The organism is Nitrospirillum karajorum (genome assembly GCF_036348415.1).
In the GTDB taxonomy this organism is placed as follows: domain Bacteria; phylum Pseudomonadota; class Alphaproteobacteria; order Azospirillales; family Azospirillaceae; genus Nitrospirillum; species Nitrospirillum amazonense_B.
This window is the reverse complement of record NZ_JAZBQB010000002.1, coordinates 837533-856063: the sequence shown is the minus strand read 5'-3', so window position 1 is coordinate 856063 and position 18531 is coordinate 837533. Positions and strand designations below refer to the sequence as shown.

Annotated in this window: 19 protein-coding genes; 6 read left to right on the top strand and 13 right to left on the bottom strand. The window is 68.0% G+C overall.

The annotated features are described in order from the left end of the window. Positions 1 to 27 precede the first annotated feature (27 nt). Complete coding sequence (locus UCD39_RS11365) at positions 28 to 702, bottom strand: class I SAM-dependent methyltransferase (protein ID WP_330496136.1); 675 nt, start codon at positions 700 to 702, stop codon at positions 28 to 30. A 286-nt stretch (positions 703 to 988) separates the two neighbouring features. Here UCD39_RS11365 and UCD39_RS11360 point away from each other — a divergent pair, with 286 nt between their 5' ends. Both UCD39_RS11360 and UCD39_RS11355 read left to right on the top strand, forming a co-directional pair. Beyond that, positions 989 to 2203 carry an NADH:flavin oxidoreductase gene (locus UCD39_RS11360; protein WP_330496135.1) on the top strand — a complete coding sequence of 405 codons (1215 nt, stop codon included), beginning with the start codon at positions 989 to 991 and terminating at the stop codon, positions 2201 to 2203. 62 nt (positions 2204 to 2265) lie between these two features. Beyond that, a complete protein-coding gene (locus tag UCD39_RS11355; RefSeq protein ID WP_330496134.1) occupies positions 2266 to 2610 on the top strand; it encodes an ArsR/SmtB family transcription factor in 345 nt (114 codons plus the stop codon). A gap of 16 nt (positions 2611 to 2626) precedes the next feature. On the opposite strand, the gene UCD39_RS11350 is transcribed toward UCD39_RS11355, so the two are convergent. The 10 genes from UCD39_RS11350 to UCD39_RS11305 form a co-directional block, all read right to left on the bottom strand. Beyond that, positions 2627 to 2935: a hypothetical protein gene (locus UCD39_RS11350; RefSeq protein WP_330496133.1), complete on the bottom strand. Its 309-nt coding sequence runs from the start codon at positions 2933 to 2935 to the stop codon at positions 2627 to 2629. 81 nt (positions 2936 to 3016) lie between these two features. Continuing rightward, positions 3017 to 3457 carry a hypothetical protein gene (locus UCD39_RS11345; RefSeq protein WP_330496132.1) on the bottom strand — a complete coding sequence of 147 codons (441 nt, stop codon included), beginning with the start codon at positions 3455 to 3457 and terminating at the stop codon, positions 3017 to 3019. Further along, a complete protein-coding gene (locus UCD39_RS11340; protein ID WP_330496131.1) occupies positions 3454 to 4296 on the bottom strand; it encodes a histidine phosphatase family protein in 843 nt (280 codons plus the stop codon). Before UCD39_RS11340 ends, UCD39_RS11345 begins: the two co-directional genes overlap by 4 nt. A 99-nt stretch (positions 4297 to 4395) precedes the next feature. Next, positions 4396 to 7224 (bottom strand): DUF5695 domain-containing protein, encoded by a 2829-nt coding sequence (locus tag UCD39_RS11335; protein WP_330496130.1) that lies wholly within the window; start codon positions 7222 to 7224, stop codon positions 4396 to 4398. A 90-nt stretch (positions 7225 to 7314) separates the two neighbouring features. Next, entirely contained in the window at positions 7315 to 8211 is an 897-nt protein-coding gene (locus UCD39_RS11330) for a LysR family transcriptional regulator (protein ID WP_186455701.1), read from the bottom strand. Between the two features lie 100 nt (positions 8212 to 8311). Further along, positions 8312 to 9346 carry a hypothetical protein gene (locus tag UCD39_RS11325; protein WP_330496129.1) on the bottom strand — a complete coding sequence of 345 codons (1035 nt, stop codon included), beginning with the start codon at positions 9344 to 9346 and terminating at the stop codon, positions 8312 to 8314. Between the two features lie 70 nt (positions 9347 to 9416). After that, positions 9417 to 9911: a DoxX family protein gene (locus UCD39_RS11320; RefSeq protein WP_330496128.1), complete on the bottom strand. Its 495-nt coding sequence runs from the start codon at positions 9909 to 9911 to the stop codon at positions 9417 to 9419. Further along, on the bottom strand, positions 9908 to 10645 hold the full coding sequence (locus UCD39_RS11315) for an HvfC/BufC family peptide modification chaperone (protein WP_330496127.1): 738 nt from the start codon (positions 10643 to 10645) through the stop codon (positions 9908 to 9910). Before UCD39_RS11315 ends, UCD39_RS11320 begins: the two co-directional genes overlap by 4 nt. Next, positions 10629 to 11489: an MNIO family bufferin maturase gene (gene bufB / locus UCD39_RS11310; RefSeq protein WP_330496126.1), complete on the bottom strand. Its 861-nt coding sequence runs from the start codon at positions 11487 to 11489 to the stop codon at positions 10629 to 10631. Before bufB ends, UCD39_RS11315 begins: the two co-directional genes overlap by 17 nt. Positions 11490 to 11596: 107 nt before the next feature. Beyond that, positions 11597 to 11881, bottom strand: coding sequence for a BufA1 family periplasmic bufferin-type metallophore (locus UCD39_RS11305; RefSeq protein WP_330496125.1), 285 nt, complete (start codon positions 11879 to 11881; stop codon positions 11597 to 11599). Positions 11882 to 12091: 210 nt separating this feature from the next. Here UCD39_RS11305 and UCD39_RS11300 point away from each other — a divergent pair, with 210 nt between their 5' ends. Beyond that, entirely contained in the window at positions 12092 to 13435 is a 1344-nt protein-coding gene (locus UCD39_RS11300; protein ID WP_330496124.1) for an amidase, read from the top strand. On the opposite strand, the gene UCD39_RS11295 is transcribed toward UCD39_RS11300, so the two are convergent. Continuing rightward, positions 13436 to 13657 (bottom strand): hypothetical protein, encoded by a 222-nt coding sequence (locus UCD39_RS11295; RefSeq protein WP_330496123.1) that lies wholly within the window; start codon positions 13655 to 13657, stop codon positions 13436 to 13438. A gap of 182 nt (positions 13658 to 13839) precedes the next feature. On the opposite strand from UCD39_RS11295, the gene UCD39_RS11290 reads away from it, so the two are divergent. After that, positions 13840 to 15273, top strand: coding sequence for a M20/M25/M40 family metallo-hydrolase (locus UCD39_RS11290; protein ID WP_330496122.1), 1434 nt, complete (start codon positions 13840 to 13842; stop codon positions 15271 to 15273). Positions 15274 to 15286: 13 nt separating this feature from the next. Next, positions 15287 to 16594, top strand: a complete 1308-nt coding sequence (locus UCD39_RS11285; RefSeq protein WP_330496121.1) for an MFS transporter — start codon at positions 15287 to 15289, stop codon at positions 16592 to 16594. Positions 16595 to 16683: 89 nt separating this feature from the next. Here UCD39_RS11285 and UCD39_RS11280 read toward each other — a convergent pair whose 3' ends face one another. Further along, positions 16684 to 16989, bottom strand: coding sequence for a hypothetical protein (locus UCD39_RS11280; RefSeq protein WP_145731474.1), 306 nt, complete (start codon positions 16987 to 16989; stop codon positions 16684 to 16686). Between the two features lie 425 nt (positions 16990 to 17414). Here UCD39_RS11280 and UCD39_RS11275 point away from each other — a divergent pair, with 425 nt between their 5' ends. Then, a complete protein-coding gene (locus tag UCD39_RS11275; RefSeq protein ID WP_330496120.1) occupies positions 17415 to 18491 on the top strand; it encodes a hypothetical protein in 1077 nt (358 codons plus the stop codon). The last annotated feature ends 40 nt before the right edge of the window (positions 18492 to 18531 follow it).

The window sequence follows — 18531 nt, the reverse complement described above, 5'->3', positions numbered from 1 at the left end:
GAGCCGGGGGCCTATACCACGGTTTGCTCAGTGATGCCGCGCGCTCATCACGGCGAAGCGCCAGGATTTGAAGGCGCAGTCCACGTCGCGCAATCCGGCCTCCGCCATCCACATCAGATGTTCCCCCAGGGTGGCGCAATGGTCCTGGCGCAGGCGGTCGCGGGCCCGCGACAGCTCCACCGCCGGCACGCCCAGGTCGGCGGCCTCCGTCTGCCACAGCCGGTCGTACTGGCTTTCCACCTCCGCCGTCGGGCCCAGCACCTGCTCGGCACTGATGAACAGGCCGCCGGGGGCCAGCACCTGGTTGATGCGGCCGTACAGGTCGCGCTTGGCGCCATGGGCCAGATGGTGGATGGCGAGGGAGGTGACAACCAGATCCCAGGGGCCGGCCAGGTCGGCCTGGTCCAGCTCGGCCAGGGCGAAGCTGACCCGGGCGTCGCCGGCGAAGCGGCGGCGGCTTTGCTCCAGGGCCTGGGGCGTCTCTTCCACCAGGTGCAAATGGGCGTGGGGCAGGCGGGCGCGCACCAGCGAGGCGAACAGTCCGCCGCCGGCGCCCAGATCCAGGACGCGGGGCCGGGTGGGGGCTGTCCAGTCGTCGATCAGGGTCAGCGCCGCGCCGTAAAAGGCGTCGAAACAGGGGATCAGGTTCCGCTGCAGCGCATCATTACGCCCGGTTTCCAATAGGCTTGCACGGGCTGACACGGGTGCCGCCATCCTGCCGTCCTCCTGCTGTTGAAGCGCCCGTGGGCGCGCGTAAACCCAACCTGCGTCTTTTGTTTCCTTGGTCTCGATGAGGCCTGTCATGAAAGCGTAGCGCATTTTACGATCCCCACCATAGGCCATCATTCGTTAATGAATGGTTCGCCGGGCGTCGGTTTGCGCCGCAACATTCCACTTTGGGAAAAAGGGCGGGAAACCAGGGGTTTGAGATATCGAGAAAACGCGATATACCGAACCCCTCCCGTTGCCAACCCGTGCAGGCAGACCCATGGATACCGTCACCCCGTCCTCCGGCCCCGCTTCGGCCACCGCTTCCGCCCCGACTCCGCCAGCCCCTCCGGCAACTGGGGCAACGGCCCAGTCGGTGAACCCGGCCGTGGCCCCCTTGTTCCAGCCCTTCCCCTTTGGCCGGCATGTGCTGGCCAATCGCCTGGTGATGGCGCCGATGACCCGGAACAAGTCGCCGGGCGGCGTGCCCACGGATGAGGTCGTGGCCTATTACCGCCGCCGCGTGCAGGGCGGCGTGGGCCTGCTGATCACCGAGGGCACGACCATCAACCACCCGGCCGCCAACGGCTATCCCCAGGTGCCCGCCTTCCATGGCGAGGCCGCGCTGGCCGGATGGCGCCGGGTGGTGGAGGCCGTGCATGCCGAAGGCGGGCGCATCATCCCGCAGCTGTGGCACGTGGGCATCGCCCGCCGCCCGGGCGTGGAGCCGGACCCCAGCGTCCCGGGCTACGGCCCCTCCGCCATCGTCACCGATGGGGTCGAGGTGGTGCGGGCCATGACCCAGGCCGATATCGACGCCGTGGTCGCCGCCTTCGCCCAGGCCGCCGCGGATGCGGAGCGTATCGGCTTTGACGGGGCGGAGCTGCACGGCGCCCACGGTTATCTCATCGACGACTTCCTGTGGGAAAAGACCAACCAGCGCACCGACGCCTATGGCGGCAGCCTGGAGAACCGTACGCGCTTCGCGGTGGAGATCGTGCGGGCCGTGCGCGCCGCCGTCAGCCCGGACTTCCCCATCGTCTTCCGCTTCTCCCAATGGAAGGGCGGCGACTACGGCGCCAAGATCGCCCAAACGCCGGAAGAGCTGGGCCGCATCCTGACGCCCCTGGCCGAGGCCGGCGTGGACATCTTCCACGTCAGCACCCGGCGCTATTGGGAACCCGCCTTTGACGGGTCCCCCGACACCCTGGCCGCCTGGACCAAGCGCCTGACGGGCAAGCCCGTCATCGCCGTGGGCAGCGTGGGCCTGGCCGATGCCTTCAAGGTCGGCATGTTCGCCAACCGCGACGCTTTCGAGGTCAAGCCCACCGACGTGGATCAGGCCGCCCAGGCCCTGGCGCGGGGGGATTTCGACCTGCTGGGCGTGGGCCGGGTCTTGCTCAGCGATCCCGATTGGGCCATCAAGGTCCGTGAGGGCCGCGTGGACGAGGTGATCCCCTTCGACCGCGGGTCGCTGGACCGGCTGGTGATGTGATCGTTGGACCGGGGAGGGCGCCGCCGCCTTCCCCGGTTTCATAGGGTGTGGATGTCGACGCGATGGATGTGGAAGCGATCCTGAAGGCCCTGGCCAACCCGGTCCGGCGCGACATCCTGCTGTGGCTGAAGGACCCCGCCACCCACTTCGCCCCCCAGCCCGAGGGCTACCCCCTGGAAAAGGGCGTGTGCGTCACCCGCATCCTGGAGAAGACGGACCTGTCGCAGTCCACCGTCTCCACCTACCTGGCCATGCTGCAACGCGCCGGCCTGCTGACCTCCCACCGCGTGGGGCAGTGGACCTTCTATCGGCGCGACGAGGCGCTGATCAACGAGTTCATGAGCACGTTCGGCAAGCAGTTGTGCCAGATGCTGAAGCGGGGCGATTACGAGGGTAGTGCGGGGTAAGTCCTATCGCATCGCCTCAGCGATGCAGCCAGAACCGGTCCAGCAGATACAGCGCCCCCACCCAGGCCAGCACCATGGCCAGGGCGTGATGCTTGACGTGGGCCGGGAACTTCCGTGCCGACAGCAGGATCAGCACCGGCACGCCGGCGATCCCCAGGGGCATCAACAGCCACACCATGCCCGGTGCTGCCCCGCCCTGCGCGCCGTCGTTGGCCGCCACCACCGTCAGGAACAGGGCGGGGAAGATGGCCATGCACCCGCCCACGATCAGCAGGAAGCCCAGCACCCACAGGGCGACTTTGCAGAATTTGTCGAGACGGGTCATGGGGTGGGCCGGGAGGTTGAGCAGGACCTGCCCTCTATGGCATCCAATTTCCCGCTGGGGAAGAGGAGCTTGGCGTCCAGGTCAGTCCGTTTCGATGAATGGCCCCTCTCGGCGCAGCAGGCTGTGACGGTAAAGTACATATCCGATGGCGGACATGGCACAGGTCAGGCCCAGAGCAATAAGGCTGGGTATTGCGAACTCGGGTGTATTGAAGGCGGCGAAAACTGCGGCTCCCGCCGCTCCTAACGGCGCAATCCAGAACATTAGGCGCATGACTTGGACGGACCATGGGGTGAAGTGCATGAGCGATCCTCCCCACCATGCGAAAGGTAGCATGAAAATCCAATAAATCGGACTGGCGCGTCCGTGCGCCTGATTGCCTGGAACCAGTATTCCAATCCAGCAGACGACTGCGAATAAGCAAGATAATGCCATCGCGCCGGCGGAAAAGTTCGAGGCTTTATCCCGCCGAAGGCGTTGCCAATATTCGGAGCGCCCTCTTGCGGTCTTGACTTGCTTCATTGCGCGTTATCCAGAGAGACAACCCAAACAATGATGTCTTTAATTATGCCGTTGATTGAGCTACTACTGATCCCGATGGCGGCGATCAAGGCATCCATCAGCTTGCGCCGGACTACCGCATCGATTTGTGCGGCTGCAACCCTTTTGGCGCCATGCAATCCCAACTCTTCAGTGATAGCGAGGCGCTGTTGCCGTGAAATTACTTTGGCGGCGGCGGATTCGAAACTCACGCCCGCCTTTCCAAGGGCCCGGTTCGCCGCCCATGCTTCCTGAAGCACACCTTTCGCTGTTAACAGGCCAAAACCATCAAGCACATAGAGGCCCCATACGTATTTCCAGTCCTTGTCCAATGCGGTGTTGATGTCCGATCGCCCTCGTATCAAATTGACCGCACGATATCCCGAGGCGACACACTGAGCGCTGGTGGCAACCGCGCCGCCCCATAGGGCAACGGTCGCAAAACCCGATGTGCCGCCTGTGACGGGGGCCAAGGCGCCTGTCCCCACTACTCCCACCCAGGCTAAAACAGCGCCGCCACAGTTCAGCCCCAGGCTTATCCATTCCACTGCCGGGGAGGTACTTCCGTCACGGGGCACGCTTTGGGGGTGAGGTGAGGCAGGCAGTGGACCTGGAAAGGTGGCGAGTGGGCTATCCCTATACTCAAACACCGCTATGGAGCCATCACCGCGCGGGTCGCGAAAGCGGCAAACCCGATCATGGTGGATGGTCACCACGCCCATTCCCTGAGTTTCGGGAACGCTGTCCACCACGCTAATTAGGGCGTGCGCGTCAGGGAAATGCGTTTGACGGAAGCCTGATTTCGCGGTGGCGGGGTCCATCTTAGCACTTCTCCTCTTCAAGGTAGGGCCGTGCGACGCGAGATAGAGCCGGTTTGGCTTAAAGCAATGGTGTAACCCGAAAGGACAGTAAGGGGCTTGTTACACCCGCTCCACCGCCACCTCCCGCACCCCCGCCGGCAGCGCCACCGTCACCCAGGCCGCCTCGGCGGCCACCTCGACCGTGCCGCCCCCCGTCACCCGGTAGCGCCCCTTGGGCAGGCCGCGCAGGCGCAGGGTGGGGGGCTGGCGTTGCGCTTCGCTGTCCAGGGTCAGGCGCAGGCGGGCGGCGGTGGGGTGCCAGGCGATGCTGTCGCTGGGGGCGAAGCGGGCGCCCTGCACCTCCAGGTCCAGGCGCTGGCGGGCCAAGCGGGCGTGTTGCAGCCGGGCGTGCAGGCGGCGGCGGACGCCGTCGCGCGGGGTGATGGTCAGCCAGCCGTCGGCCTCCGCCAGCGTGCCGCCGAAGCAGAAGCGGCCGAACACGGGGTCGTCGCTGACCAGGGTGGCGGCCATGCGCAGGGCGCCGCAGAAGCCCAGGTCGCTTTCGCTGGAATAATACCAGCTGCCCCGGTGGTGGGGCTGGCCCAGCCAGGTGGTGCCGTGGGACGCCGGCTCGAACCCGCCGCCGGAGGCGCCGTCGTTGGCTTGGCCCGGATACCAATAGCCATAACCGCTTTCCGCCGTGCCGCTGTTGACCAGGGCCCAGGCGCTCATGAACGAGGTCCAGGCCAGGCGCAACTGGGCCGACGCGGCGCCGGCGTCCTCGGTGTCGTTCAGGGCGGTGTCGTTCAGGGCGTGGTCGGCCAGGGCCCAGCCGGCCATCTGCGCCATATAGGTCAGGGTGAAGGCGTCGCCGCCGGCGGCGCGGTAGTCGCTGCCCAGGTAATAATAGGCGGGCTCGATGACGCCGCGGCAGAACAGGTTGGCGGCGATCTGGGCGTCGGCGAAGCGCCGGGCGGCGGCGCGGGTGACGGGGAAGCCCGGCTGCCCGGCATGGTCCAGGGCATAGCGCGCCAGGGCCTGGGTGGATTCGAAACCGGTGGAATCGAAGGGGTATTCCGATCCGAACAGGTCGGGCTTGCCATTGATGAAGAAGGCGACCTTGCGCACCCAATGGCCGCGCAGCTCCGCCGCCTGGGCGGTCCGCCCGGCGGCGTCCAGCGCCTCGATCAACTCGGGGATCACCACCTCATTGTAAAAGCCGGTCTCATACGCGCTCCACTCCGCGATCTTCATCGGGATGGTGAATAGCGCCCGGGTGGTGCCGTAGGCCCGCTCCAGATATGTTGCCGCATCCAGCCGGGTGGTGATCGTGGGATAGCGGGTGGCGACGCGATAGAGGCCCAGATACATCGTGATGATGTGCGGGTAGTCATAGGGCCGCCAGTAATGCTGGCGCCCCTTGGGGCCGGGGTCGGCGCTCTCCCGGTTCTTCTTCCAGTCGGGAATGCCATAGAGGGCGTAGCTGTCGTCCTCTTCCGTCGTGCGTTGGAGCCCGCCCCAGACGAAGTGCTGCACATAATCGTCCAGGGCCGTCACCTCCGCCTGCACCGGATGCTCGGCGTTCTTGCTGGCGAGATAGGCCGGCTTGGATAACCCCGGGTCGTCGCAGGTCACCTCATAGATGCGCCAGCCGGTGATGCGGTCGTAATTGTCGGGGCCCAACAGGGTCTGGGTCTCCATGTTCCATTCGGCCAGCAGGCCATTGTACCACTTGGCCGGGTCGCGGTGCTGGTGGGCGGCGATGAAGGCGGCGCGCTTGTTGATCAGGGTTTCCACCGGCTCGGTGGCGAAGAACTCCAGGTGGGTGGCGCGCCCGTTCCCGTGGCGAATGGTGAGCCGATTCTCCCCCAGGCGGCGGAAGCGCAGCTCATAGACGCGGCGGCCGTTGCGGGTGCCCAGGTCCAGGATGGTGGTCTGATCGGGATATTCCGCCTCGATGGCGTCAATGCTGTCCAGGGTGCGCAATGCGATGCGGCCGGGCAGGTCGGTGGGCAGGGTCATGCCCTGCGCCACCTCCACATCCATCCCGCCCTGGGTCACCAGCGTGTCGCGCACGCCGGCGTAGCTGTCGGCCCAGGTGAAGCGGGCGCCGAAGCGGCGGGCCTCCCCCGGCGCCAGCGTCAGGGTGGTCAGCGGCTGGCGCCAGCGGCCCCCCGCCGCCCGCATCGCCTCCCCTGTGGCGGCGGCGTGGATGAAGACGCGGTAGGGGCGATAGCCGGTGATGGGGCTGTCGGAATCCTGCCGGGCGCCGGCGCGCGGCTCCCAATACTCGAAATGCGTCTCCCGCTCGGGCGTCATGACCAGATACGGGCCTACGCTGTTGGACCGCATCCAGAACAGGAAGGAGCCATGGCCGGAGATGAAGCTGTGCTTCAGCACCGCGGCCGTGGCCGGCTGCTTGGCCTTGAATTCGGTATGGAAGGGCAGGGGCAGGGCCAGGTCGCCGATCTCCAGCGGCCCACCCGCGCGGTTGGTGAGCGTGACTTGCCAGGCCAGTTGCCCGTCCTCAATCCCCAAGCGCAGGCCCAGGCCCAGCGCCGGCCCGGCCTCATCGGCGATGTCGTAGGCCATCCGGCGGTCCTGGGGGCTGGCCCGCCCCAGGTGGGTGGGCGTCAGGTCAGCGGTGGTGACGGTGCGCCAGGGGGCCGCGGCGTCGCGGCGATAGGCCAGGGTGACGGCGCCCAACGTTTGGCCGGGCTGCAGATAGTCGGTGTCGAAGGCATCCCCGGCGGCGCGCAGGCTGGTGAGGTTAGGGCCCTTGAACGTCAGGGCGAAGGCGTGTGCGCGGGCCGCCTTCGTTCCCTGCGCCGCTTGTACCCGCCCGGCCATCAGGGCGCCCGCCGCCGCCCCGCCGGCGGCCACCATGACATCGCGGCGGCGCGGCCCGGATGCCGTCGCCCGCTTGTCCCCGTCCTTCGTCGACCCCATGACCCTCACCCCTTCCGCCAATCCCCTGGCCCTCTTGCTGGGGCCGATGATTGGATACAATATACAGAACGGGCGGGGTGGTGGAAGGGGTTATGGGGCGGCGTCCTCCAGCGCCGGGCCCCACTCATACCGGCGGGCCAGCGCCATGAATTCCCGCAGGGCGGGGGAGTGGCGGCGGCCGGCCACGCTGGTCAGGCTGATGGTGCGGGAGATTTCCGGCTCGATCAGGGGACGGGTGGCGATGCCCGGCAGCATGGGCAGGAACTCCGGCATGACGGCGCAGCCCAAGCCGGCCAGGATCATGGCCTGGATCCAATCCTCCCGCTCGCTTTCATAGCAGACGCGGGTGTCGGCGGGGTCGGGAATGCCCAGGGTGTCGAAATGCTGGGGGTATTCGCAGTTCACCCGGTTCAGGTAGTCCTCCTGGTCCAGTTCCTTCAGCGGCACCACTGCCATGGCCTCGAACCGGTGGCCGGGGGCGAAGGCGACGGTGTAGCGCTCGCGGTACAGCGGCCGGGCCTCCACCCGCTCCGGCAGGTTGGGGATGCCCAACAGGGCGCAGTCCACCTCCCCCTCCATCAGCTTGGCCAGGACCTCGCGCCCCGGCGCGTCGCGCAACTCCACCTCCACCGAGGGCAGGGCGGCGCGGAAGCGTTTCAGGAAACCCACCAGGCGGGTGGGGCCGATGGTGCACATGACGCCCAGGCGCACGCGGCCGCGTTCCAGCTTGCCGAAGCTGCGCGCCTCCAGCTTCGCGGACTCGCTGGCGTGGAACACGGCCTCCAGGTGCGGGCGCATCAGGCGGCCCAGGTCGGACAGGTGGGTAAGGGTGCGTTCGCGCACGAACAGCGGCCCGCCCAACTCCTCCTCCAGCTTCTGGATGGCCTTGGTCAGCGACGGTTGGGCCACGCCGCAGGCCTCCGCCGCCTTGGTGAAGTTCAGGGTTTCGCACAGCGCCACGAAGTAGCGCACCTGGTTCATTTCCATGAGGGGGTCCCTGAGAGCGACATTTCCGTGGAGGCGGCGTCCAACCTTGTTGAACCATGCCGGACGCCGCCTGTCGCGGGGAAACGTCACCGCACGGGGGTCAGGACCGGGGGCGCAGGCCCAGCCGGTCATTGGCGGCGTCGACGACATAGTCATAGGCGGCCAGCAGATGGACGCCGGTGTTGATGAAGCTGCCGCCCTGCGGGCTGGGACCACCGTTCAGGATGCGGCTGGGTGAGGCCGGCTGGTTCGGGTCGCAATTGACGTTGGGGCCCGGCCCGTCCGCCGGGTTGGTGTTGACGAAGCTGTAGTCCAGCGCCGTTTCGCCGTCGCCGTCCTGCGCCTGGATGGCGATGGCGGCGTTCAGCCAGTCGATTGGGGTGTCGGGCTTCGGGATGATGCCGATGAACATGTTGGTGATGCCGGCATCCATCAGCAACTGGGCCCGGGTGTCGATGGGGATGCCGCCCGCCGGCGTCACCGACAGCTGTACCCAGGGCAGTTGCAGGCCGCTGGGGCTGTCCGCGTCCGGGGTCAGCGGCAGGAAGCGATAGCCCTGCAGGCTGTCGGCCGTCTGCCCTAGGGTGATCAGGCCGTACCGCCCATCCTCCTGCAAGGCCGCCGTCAGGGCATAGGCCGGCAGCAGGGTGGGGCTGTCGCCCAGCATGTCGCGCAGGTTCAGGAAAGGGTTGTCCAGGGCGGTGGCGGCATTGCCGGAGGGCGCCAGGGTCGCCTTGGCCTCCAGCCCGATGCCCACCCCAAGCATGTGGACGTCGTCGACGTTGGTGCAGGCCATGACCCGCACGGGTCCCAGGACCACCGTATGCTCAGGCGTGCCGTCGCCCACCTGCAGGCCGGTCACCGTCACCACGGGACCCGTGCGGGTGTTGCCGCTGGGCTCATAGATGAAGGTCAGCGTTTCATCCGTGGGCACGGCCCAGGGCAGGAAATTACCTTGGCCGTCCTGCAGGGCGGCGATGGGCACGACAATGCCGACGGAACCGGTGTCGATGTTCACGCCATGGCTGGTCTGGTTGGGGAAGAACAGGGTGGTGGAAAACAGGCCGGGCAGGGTGCCCGCCATGTCGATGCTGGGTTGGAAGGTGATGGTGCGGGTGCCGTACTGGATGCTCATGATGTCGCTCCCCAGGCTGAAGATGGCCTGAGAATGCCCGCGAGGCGGGTTTGTTCCAATATCTATGGTCTTACAAGTTGTGACGAAGACTGGTGTCCAGCCGGCGGCGGATCAAATGGTCCAGGGACAGGGCGCCGGGGCCGCGCAGCAGGATGGGGACCAGCGCCGCCGACCACAGCAAATGGTCGGGCCAGCTTTCCGGATAGACGAAGATCTCGATCACCAGGGTCATGCCGAACAGGGCGCCGGCCGACACGCGCGAGGCCAGGCCGATGACCAGCAGCACGGCGCACAAATTCTCAGTGATGCTGGCCAGCACGGCCGCCACCTCCGGCGGGATCAGGGGCACCTTGTACTCATCCCGGAACAGGTCGAAGGTGGTGTCGTTGATGTGGAAGCCGGTCACCTTGGTCTGGCCCGACCGCCAGAAGACCGTGGCGGCGGCCAGGCGCCACAGCAGCGCGTCCAACCCACGGGGAAACCGCTCCAACCGGTGGATAAGGGCCAGCGCCAGGGCGATGGGGGCCGGTTTCTCGTGGGCGGTGGTGGTCACGGGCAAGGTCATGGCAGGTCCACTCCGATGAAGACCTGCGCCGCGAGCAGGCCGGTTAATTCGTGTTCCAGATCGAAGGCCGCGTCCAGGGCCAGCGCGTTGTTCCAGGCGGCGCTCAAGGATAGGCCGGCGCCCAGCGCCATCAGCAGGGCGAAGGCGCCGGGGCTAAGGCGGATCAGCAGCACCTCGGCCGCCGGCCGCACCACCAGCAAGTGGGTGTCGCCGTCGGTGCCCAGGTCCACCGCCCCGTCGCCGGCATCCGGCTGGTTGGCCCGCCAGATGCGGTCCACCGGCCAGGGGCTGGTGATGAAACGATGGCTGGGGTGCAGGCGCCAGGCGGCGTCCTCCACCGCGTCCCCCAGGGCGGCCAGGGCGGCCGGGTCCAACGGGTCGGCCTCGGGCGCGTGGTAGGCGTGGGTCCATGCCGCCTCCAGCCGGGCGACATCGGGCAGGTAGGGCAGTTGCCGCGCCACCTCTTGCCCCGCCAGCCAGGCGGGGAAACCCGCGCCGTAGCGCGACAGCGGCGCCTCCCGGGGCGGCTGGTGGCGGACATAGGCCTGGGCCAGGCCGGTGAAGCACGTCTCGCCCACCAGGCGGTGAAGCACGGGGAAGCTGGCGGCCAGCACCGTGGCCAGGCCGCCCAGGGTATTGTCGCGGTGCAGGCCGGCATTGGCCAAGGGCGGCGCCCCGCCGGCGGCCAGCACCCAGTCCCGCAAGCCGCGTTGACGCTCAAGCAGCGTGGGCATCGGGCACCTCCCCGCCAAACAGGGTCGCGGCGATGCCGTCGGCGGTGGCGGCCTCGGCCAGCAACTCGGCCAGGGGCGGAATGTTGGCGTCGCGCTCCACCAGGCTGGGGACGGGGCCGAAGCGGGTCAGGGCTTGGCGGTAGAGATCCCATACGGCAGCGGTGACGGGGGCGCCGTGGGTGTCCAGCAGCACGGCTCGGCCCTCGTGGACGACGGGCTCATGCCCCGCCACATGGATTTCACCCACCGTGTCGGCGGGCAGGGCGGCCAGGTAGGCGCCCGCGTCCAGCCCGACATTGTGGGCGCTGACATGGATGTTGTTCACGTCCAGCAGGATACCGCAGCCGGTGCGGCGGGCCAGTTCCGCCAGGAAGGCGGCCTCCGGCCAGTCGCTTTCCGGGAACGCCATGTAGCTGGATGGGTTCTCGACCAGGATACGGCGGCGCAGGGTTGTCTGCGTTTGGTCGATGTGATCGGCCACCAGGGACAGGCTGGCGTCGGTGTAGGGGATGGGCAGCAGGTCGTTGAGGTAGGTGCCGTCGATGCGGCACCACGCCAGATGTTCCGACACCCATTCCGGCTGATAGCGATCCACCAGGGTCGCCAGGTCGGCCAAATGGTCGGTGTCCAGCGGTTCCGCCCCGCCCAGGGACAGGCCGACGCCGTGGATGGACAGGGGGTAGAGGGCGCGCAGGGCGGTGAGCCAGCGATGGGCCGGGCCCCCGCTTCCCATGGCGGAGCCCATATAATTCTCGGCATGCACTTCCAGAAAACGCAGCCCAGGGCGGCCAGCCAGCAGTTCGGCGGTGTGGCGGGCCTTGAGGCCGATACCGGTGATGCCCATGACGGCGCCCCTTGTTTCAAGTTTGCCCTCGGGCGGCCCCCTCGGGCGTCCAGCGGCGGGGTGGGGCAGCGACGTGGGCCGAAGACCCACGCCGCTGCGGTGACGCCTTACTTCTTGGCGGGCTCGGTGCTGCCGCCGGCGATCTTGGCGCAGGTGCCGGCCGGCACGGCGATGAAGGCGCCGGGGTCGCGGTCCTTGGTGGCATGGCCGGCGCAGGAGTTGCTGTCGGTCTTGCAGTCGTTGTGGCCGGCCTTCACGACGCCGTAGCACTTCTCCATGTCCGCCGCCTTGGCCGGGGCGGCGGCCAGGGTGGCGCCGGCGACGGCGGTGGCGACGATCAGGCCCAGGCCCAAGTGGGAGGCGGTACGGCGGGTGGTGATGGTGGTCTGCATTTTCAAAATCCCTCAGGTTTGATGGGTGGTTGCGATGGGCTGACGCTAACCCCGTACCCCCCACCCTGTGAAATGCAGGGGGGATATGAATTCGATAGCGGCCGGATATGGCGTCCGGCTGTCGCCCCTCTTGCCGGGTTGCCGGCAGGGGGCCGCCCATGCCAGGGTTCCGCCGGCTGGAATAAACGCCCCTCTTGCGCAGGCGCCCCCATGGATCTCAGCACCGCCCTCGCCGCCCTGAAGGACGGCACCCTGACCGCCCGTGACCTGGCGGAGGCCTGCATCGCCGCCCGGGCGGAGCGGCCTGACGCCCGCGACAATCCCTATGCCGCCTTCAGTGCCGGCCTGTTGCGCGCCCAGGCGGACGCCGCCGTTGCCCGTCGCCAGGCCGGGCAACCACTCAGCGACTTTGACGGCATCCCGTTGTCGCTGAAGGATAATTACGGAACCGGAACGGTTTGCGGCGGCACCTGGCCGGTGTTCGCCGGCTCCCCCCGTCGCTTGCCGCCGATGTGGAACCAAGCGGGCGGGCTGGTCGGCCGCCTGTTGGCCCAGGGCGCCGTCATCACCGGCAAGACGCGCATGGTGGAATTCGCCTTCAGTGGCCTGGGCGCCAACGGCCATTGGGGTACGCCGCGCAATCCCCGGGACCGCGACCATCATCGCGTGCCCGGCGGATCCAGCACCGGCGCGCCGCTCAGCCTGACGGAGGGCTCCGCCCTGCTGGCGCTGGGCACCGACACGGCGGGCTCCGTGCGCATTCCGGCCGCCTGGAACGGCCTCTACGGCTATAAAAGCGCGCGCGGGCATCTGGCGACGGACGGTATCGTGCCCCTGTCGCCGCGCCTGGACACCGTGGGCCTCCTGGCGCTGACGGCGGACGATCTGGTCCAGGGGTACCGGCTGCTGACCGGCACCGCCATCGATCCGCTGGCCGATGCCGGTGCCATTCGCATCGGCCGGGCGCCGGACGTGCTGTGGCAGGACTGCAGCCCCGGCGTGGTCGCGGCGGTGGAGGCCGCGCTGGATCGCCTCAACGCGCTGTTCCGCCCCGTGGGCACCGTAACGGTGCCGGAGTTGGACGAGGCCCTGGCCCTGTTCCGCCGGGGGGGCCTGGCGGGGGCGGAGATATATGGCTTCCTCAGCCAGGAACTGCCGGCCTGGCTATCCAGCCTGGACGCCTATGTCGGCCCCCGCATCCGCGCCTCGGCCGACGTGCTGGACTATGAGGCGCGCGTGGCCTTCCTCGACCGCTTCGCCAACGGCGTGCAGGCGCTGTTCCACGACGTGGATATTCTGGCGCTGCCCACGGTGGCCATCACCCCCCCGCTGCTGGACGACCTGGCGGAGCCATCGGCCTATGGCCGTGCCAACCTGATGGCGCTGCGCAATTGCTGCGTCGCCAACCTGGGTGACATGGCGGCCGTCACCCTGCCGGTGGGCACGGACGCCGCCGGGTGCCCCGTGGGCCTGCAGTTGCTGGCCCCGCGTGGCGCCGACGCCCGCCTGCTGGCTATCGCGCGGGCGGCCGTGTGGCACTTGGCGGGGGGATGATTAAGCGCTCTGCCCGCTGGTCCGTACCCGTCGGATAAGGGGGGCGACGAAGTCGTCGACCAGCACATACAGGCCGAAGGCCAGCAAGAAGCCGCCCATGAAAAAGCCACGCCAGAAAATGGCGTGATGGGACAGAAGCTGCCGGTCGATGATGTATCCCCCACCCCCGATCATCGCCACCATGACGATGAACAGGGCGGCTTTCCGTATCCATACGCCCATCGCTGCATTGCCCCCGCAACGTTACCCCACGGTACGGTAGCACAAGTCAGCCGGGTACGGCATGGCAGGACTGCCGCTTGTGGCGACGTGACATATGTACCAGCCCTTGCCTGGGGCGGGACGCTCCCGCATCGTGGCGCCATAAGATTTTGGCAGTTCATCATCGAACACAGGGAAGCCCCATGCCCCAGCGCCCCCGGTCCGCGCATCCGCTCTCCGCGCCTCTGCTGGCCGCCCTCCTGCTGGCCGTTCACGGCCACGACGCGCAGGCCAAGCCGCAGGCGCCGATGCCGGAGGCGTCGCCCGTTGGGCCTGTGGATGACCACCCGGTGCTGCGGGAGATCGCCGGCCAGGTGGACCCGGCGCAATTGCACGCCACCATCGAAAAGCTGGTGTCCTTCGGTACCCGCCACACCCTGTCCGACACGACCTCAGCTGACCGGGGCATCGGTGCCGCCCGCGCCTGGGTCAAAAGCCGGTTCGAGGCCATCTCCAAGGACTGCGGCGGTTGCCTGACCGTGGTGACACCGGCGCAGACCGTGACCGGCAAGCGCGTGCCCACCCCGACGGAGGTGATGGACGTGGTGGCCGTGCTGAAGGGCACGGAGGAACCACAACGGGTGATCGTCATCGCCGGGCACCTGGACAGCCGTGTGACGGATGTCATGAACGCGACCGCTGATGCGCCCGGGGCCAACGACGATGCCTCCGGCGTGGCGGCGGCCATCGAGGCGGCCCGTGTGCTGTCCCACCACAAGTTCCGCGCCACCCTGGTGTTCGCCGCCCTGTCGGGCGAGGAACAGGGCCTGCTGGGCGGCAAGGTGCTGGCCGACTATGCCAAGGAACAGGGCTGGCAGGTGGAGGCGGACCTCAACAACGACATCGTCGGCAATACCCAGGGTGAGGACGGTGTGGTGGACAACACCCATGTCCGCGTCTTCTCCGAAGGGACCAAGGCGGTGGAGACGGCGAAGCAGGCGAACCAGCGCCGCTATTCCGGGGGCGAGGTCGACAGCCCCTCGCGCAACTTGGCGCGCTACATGGACGGCATCGCCACCCGCTATCTGGATAATTTCAGCGTGCGCATGGTCTACCGCACCGACCGCTTCGGCCGGGGCGGCGACCAGGTGCCGTTCCTGGAGGCGGGTTTCCCCGCCGTGCGCGTGACCGAGGCGCATGAGAACTACACCCGCCAGCACCAGGATCTGCGCACCGAGGGCGGGGTGCGCTACGGCGACACCATCGACGGTGTGGACTTCCCCTACCTGGCGCAGGTGACGCGCCTGAACGCCTTGACCATGGCCAGCCTGGCCTGGGCGCCGGCCCCGCCCAGTGATGTGAAGGTCGAGGGGGCCGTAAAGCATGACACCACGCTCAGTTGGGCCAAGGTGCCTGGGGCCGTGGGCTATCGCGTCTGGTGGCGCGATACGCTGGCGCCCACCTGGCAGCATGATCGCTGGGCCGGCGACGGCAGCACCATGACCCTGGCCAACGTCGTCATCGACGACTGGTTCTTCGGCGTCTCCGCCGTTTCCAAGGATGGCTATGCCAGCCCGGTGGTCTATCCCGGCCCCGCCGGGTCCTTCATCGCCGTGCCCGATCCCGCCGGCCCTTGACCGATAGGCAATGATGAGCAGCAATTCCTCCAACGCCGCCGCCCCTGATCCATCGCCCGAGGCGGCGACGTCCCGCAGGGGCTGGGGCGGGGCCCTGCGCCATCCGGCCTTCCTGCGCTATTGGCTGGCGCGCATCCTGTCCATGGGCGCCCTGCAAATCCAGGCGGTAGCGGCGGGCTGGGCCATTTACGACCGCACCGGCAGCACCATGAACCTGGGCCTGATCGGGCTGGCGCAATTCCTGCCCTCGGTGGGCTTGGTACTGGTCACCGGGCATGTCGCCGACCGGCTGGACCGCCGCATCATCATCACCACCTGCGTGATGGTGGAGGCGGCGGCCATGGCCCTGACCGGGGTGGTGCTGGCCTCGCCCGGCTTGCCGGTGGGGCTGGTCTATGCCGCCGTCATGCTGTTCGGCGCCGCCCGCGCGTTCGAGGCGCCGGCCTCTTCCGCCCTGCTGCCCAACCTGGTGCCCAAGGCCGACTTTCCCAACGCGGTGGCCATCAGTTCATCGGCCATGCAGGTGGCAGGGGTGCTGGGGCCGGCGCTGGGCGGCGTGCTCTACGCCGCCTTTCATAACGGCGTGTTCGGGGTGGGCGCCGGCTTCCTGGTGCTGGCGGGCCTGGTGGTGGCGGGCATTTCCGCGCCGTCCCGGGCGGTGACCCGTGCGCCCGTCAGCTGGGACGGCATCCTGGGCGGCATCCGCTATATCCGTCAGCAGTCCATCGTGCTGGGCGCCATTTCCCTGGACCTGTTCGCCGTGCTGCTGGGCGGCGCCACCGCCTTGCTGCCCGCGCTGGCGCGCGACCAGTTCTCCGCCGATGCCGGCCTGCTGGGCCTGACCGGGCCCATGCTGCTGGGCGTCATGCGCGGCGCGCCGGGGGCGGGAGCCATCCTGGTGGGCTTGGCCCTGGCCGCCTGGCCGCTGAAGCGCCGGGTGGGCCCCATCATGCTGTCCTGCGTTGGTGTCTTCGGCCTAGCCACCATCGTCTTCGGCCTGACCCACTCGCCCGCCATCGCCGTGCTCAGCCTGTTGGTGATGGGGGCGGTGGACATGGTCAGCGTCTTCGTGCGCCAGACCCTGGTGCAACTGGGCACGCCCGATGAGATGCGCGGCCGCGTCAGCGCCGTCAGCGGCCTGTTCATCGGCGCGTCCAACCAATTGGGGGAGTTCGAGTCCGGCCTCACAGCATCCTGGCTGGGCACGGAGCTGGCCGTGGTGGTGGGCGGTATCGGTACCGTGGCCGTCGTGGCCCTGTGGTGCGTGCTGTTCCCGGCGCTGCGCCGTGCCGACCGGCTGGACTGGAACGCCCCGGCTTGAGGGATCGACCCTGCACAGGGACAATAAAAAAGGAAGGATGGGGCGGCCCATCCTTCCTTTTCGGGACTTCAGCGCTGATGCGCCGACAATCAGCCCTTGGCCTTGAAGGCGCGCAGCTGCTTGTTGAACTCGTTGGCGATGCTCTGCATCTGGTCGACGGCGGCATTGTACTTGGCGGAACCGCCGGCCTTGTCGTTCTCCAGGCACTTCAGGAAGTCCTGCATGTCGGCCATGTAGCCCTTCACCGAGGCGCTGGCGCTGGTCATCTGCTCGGTGGTGGCGCCGGTGCCATCGGGGATGGCGGGCGGGTTGGCGTGCGTGCTGCACTCGGCCAGCGCGGGGCCGGCGACAAAAAGGGAAACGGTGGCCAGAATGCCCAGGAACTTGGTGTTCATCGTAATCTCTCTTCTCTGCTGCCCCGGTGGTCCGCCATTCTGTGCGGCGCAGCACGAGGGGGTGTGGAACCAACGGCCTCAAGCTGCCCTTGTGACGGCGGCTAATTGTTTACGGGCGGTTTATTAGCAAAACCTTGCCAAGATGAAAACAAGGTGCGCGTGCATTGTTGGGCTGCGTCGCGCGCGGGGTTCTGAGGGGGACGTGCCATATATTTGATCCACGCCTCACGTCCTTGCCCCGCATCGAAACAATTGCGAAATACACTTGCCGTTTGTTCTGGGAGATTGCCGTGCATTTTAGGAAAATTGCCCTGGCGACGATTTATTTTTGCCTGGCAAGCGCTTATGGCCAGGCGGCGGCGCAGACCTGTGCTGCGTTGCAGCATAGTGTGCGCTCTGCGGCGCCGGGAACCGGGCCGCGTTTCGTGGTCAGCTATCCCGGTGACTCCCACCCGGCCCTGGCCCACAGCGCTTTCACCTATGACAATGCCCTGGCGGTGATCGCGCTGGTGGCATGCGGCCATGTCGAAGACGCGCGGCTGGTCGGTGATGCCTTGGCGGGGGCGGCCGGCGGTGACCGCACCTTCAAGGATGGGCGCGTGCGCAACGCCTACCGCGCCGGGGCCGCCGCCACGCCACCCTTGCCCCCGGGATGGTGGGATGACGCGACAGGCCAATGGGCGGAGGACACCTATCAGGACGGCAGCGCCACGGGCAATGTCATCTGGGCCGCGCTGGCGATGCTGACCTTGCATGAGGCGACGGGTCAGGCGATCTATCGTGACCGGGCCATCAGCCTGATGCGCTGGGTGGCGGACTTGATGGCCGACCCGGCCCAGCCGGGCGGGTTCATCGGCGGGCTGGATGGTTTCGATCCCGCCCAACGGCGCCTGAATTACAAGGCCACCGAGCACAACATCGATGCGGCGGCGGCCTTCGCTTGGCTGGCGCGCTTGACGGGTGACGCCGCCTGGACCCGCCACGCCGCCCTGGCGCGCGGCTTCGTGGCGGCGGCCTGGGATGGGACAGAGGGGCGCTTTCGCATCGGCACCAAGCCCGATGGACGGAACTGGGCGCCGGGCGCCGCGCTGGACATCCAGTTATGGTCCCACCTGGGAATCGCCGACGCGCCGGTGGAATGGCGGCGATCCTTAACCTGGGTCGAAACCAACCACGCTGTGGCCGGCGGCTTCGATTTCAATGACGACCGCGACGGCGTCTGGATCGAGGGCACGGCCCAGGCGGCGCTGACCTATAAGATGGTGGGGCAGGACCAGAAGGCTGCGGCCGCCTTGGCCGTCGTCCAGGCTGCCCGGGCGGCCGACGGCCTTTTGTATGCCACCGCGGCCGGCACGGTCAGCACCGGATTGGCGGTGGGGCCATCCTCCACCACCGATGATTTCCGCTATTACCACCAGCCCCACCTGGGTGCCACGGCCTGGGCCGCCCTGGCGGAAACCGGCTGGAATCCATTCACCGGCCGCCGTGTCGGTGCGAAATGAACGCGGGGGGAAGTGACTCTGTCGGCGGCGGGACCTTCCC

Coding starts and splice junctions, on each gene's coding strand:
- UCD39_RS11345 (WP_330496132.1), bottom strand. CDS start 3,457: ATGAAGCAAGTCAAGACCGCAAGAGGGCGCTCCGAATATTGGCAACGC.
- UCD39_RS11330 (WP_186455701.1), bottom strand. CDS start 8,211: ATGGAAATGAACCAGGTGCGCTACTTCGTGGCGCTGTGCGAAACCCTG.
- bufB (WP_330496126.1), bottom strand. CDS start 11,489: ATGGGCATCACCGGTATCGGCCTCAAGGCCCGCCACACCGCCGAACTG.
- UCD39_RS11290 (WP_330496122.1), top strand. CDS start 13,840: ATGCCCCAGCGCCCCCGGTCCGCGCATCCGCTCTCCGCGCCTCTGCTG.
- UCD39_RS11360 (WP_330496135.1), top strand. CDS start 989: ATGGATACCGTCACCCCGTCCTCCGGCCCCGCTTCGGCCACCGCTTCC.
- UCD39_RS11305 (WP_330496125.1), bottom strand. CDS start 11,881: ATGCAGACCACCATCACCACCCGCCGTACCGCCTCCCACTTGGGCCTG.
- UCD39_RS11295 (WP_330496123.1), bottom strand. CDS start 13,657: ATGGGCGTATGGATACGGAAAGCCGCCCTGTTCATCGTCATGGTGGCG.
- UCD39_RS11325 (WP_330496129.1), bottom strand. CDS start 9,346: ATGAGCATCCAGTACGGCACCCGCACCATCACCTTCCAACCCAGCATC.
- UCD39_RS11315 (WP_330496127.1), bottom strand. CDS start 10,645: ATGCCCACGCTGCTTGAGCGTCAACGCGGCTTGCGGGACTGGGTGCTG.
- UCD39_RS11335 (WP_330496130.1), bottom strand. CDS start 7,224: ATGGGGTCGACGAAGGACGGGGACAAGCGGGCGACGGCATCCGGGCCG.
- UCD39_RS11300 (WP_330496124.1), top strand. CDS start 12,092: ATGGATCTCAGCACCGCCCTCGCCGCCCTGAAGGACGGCACCCTGACC.
- UCD39_RS11320 (WP_330496128.1), bottom strand. CDS start 9,911: ATGACCTTGCCCGTGACCACCACCGCCCACGAGAAACCGGCCCCCATC.
- UCD39_RS11355 (WP_330496134.1), top strand. CDS start 2,266: ATGGATGTGGAAGCGATCCTGAAGGCCCTGGCCAACCCGGTCCGGCGC.
- UCD39_RS11340 (WP_330496131.1), bottom strand. CDS start 4,296: ATGGACCCCGCCACCGCGAAATCAGGCTTCCGTCAAACGCATTTCCCT.
- UCD39_RS11350 (WP_330496133.1), bottom strand. CDS start 2,935: ATGACCCGTCTCGACAAATTCTGCAAAGTCGCCCTGTGGGTGCTGGGC.
- UCD39_RS11280 (WP_145731474.1), bottom strand. CDS start 16,989: ATGAACACCAAGTTCCTGGGCATTCTGGCCACCGTTTCCCTTTTTGTC.
- UCD39_RS11285 (WP_330496121.1), top strand. CDS start 15,287: ATGAGCAGCAATTCCTCCAACGCCGCCGCCCCTGATCCATCGCCCGAG.